Here is a 613-nt window from a genome sequence, read left to right as displayed (position 1 = left end):
GGCCCACACGATGAAGACAACCATCGCGAGGCTGAGCGTGACACGGGCCCAGTATAGCAACGGTCCCTGCAAGGCATCAGGAAAGGTGTAGAACACCGTCATCCAGAACCCGGTGAGCGCGCTGACACATCCTGCCGCTGCCACGACCCGCCCGAGGGCCCGGTGCAGAGCCGGACGTTCGCGCCGCAGGCTCGGCAGGAACTGCACGGCGCCTACGAGGCAGAAGATCGAACTGCCAAGGATGTGCAGGGCGATCGGCAAGGGATCGATCACCGCGCGCGGGTTCGGCGGGATGATCATGGGGCCGCCGAGAAGCTCGGGCAACCGGAGCAGGCCGAACACGGCAGGGAGGCTCTGTCAGAGGAACTTGGCTTGAGGCGGGGCAGGGGGCTCGGTAGCGTCGGCGCATGACCCGACCCAGCCCCTTCAAGTGGTTCAAGACGAGCCCCGAGATCATTCGCCTGGCGGTGATGATGTACGTCCGGTTCCCGCTGTCGTTGCGCAACGTCGAAGACCTTCTGCACGAGCGCGGCGTCGAGATCAGCCACGAGACGGTGCGGTTCTGGTGGCATCGGTTCGGGCCGACGTTCGCTGCCGAGATCCGCAAACGCCG

General features: G+C 65.7%; 1 protein-coding gene and 1 pseudogene. One reads left to right on the top strand and one right to left on the bottom strand.

Going from position 1 to position 613, the window contains the following annotated elements; all coding sequences use genetic code 11:
- Window positions 1–342, bottom strand: a 342-nt coding sequence (locus P6F26_RS19605) for a DUF2306 domain-containing protein (RefSeq protein ID WP_278030394.1), incomplete at its 3' end; no start/stop codon positions are given.
- A 65-nt stretch (window positions 343–407) separates the two neighbouring features.
- On the opposite strand from P6F26_RS19605, the pseudogene P6F26_RS19600 reads away from it, so the two are divergent.
- Window positions 408–613 (top strand): annotated as a pseudogene (locus tag P6F26_RS19600) (IS6 family transposase); the annotation flags it as partial.

Source organism: Roseicyclus salinarum (assembly GCF_029624655.1).
GTDB lineage: Bacteria > Pseudomonadota > Alphaproteobacteria > Rhodobacterales > Rhodobacteraceae > Roseibacterium > Roseibacterium salinarum.
Note: the sequence above shows the minus strand (reverse complement) of the source record. Positions and strands in the feature narration are given on the sequence as shown.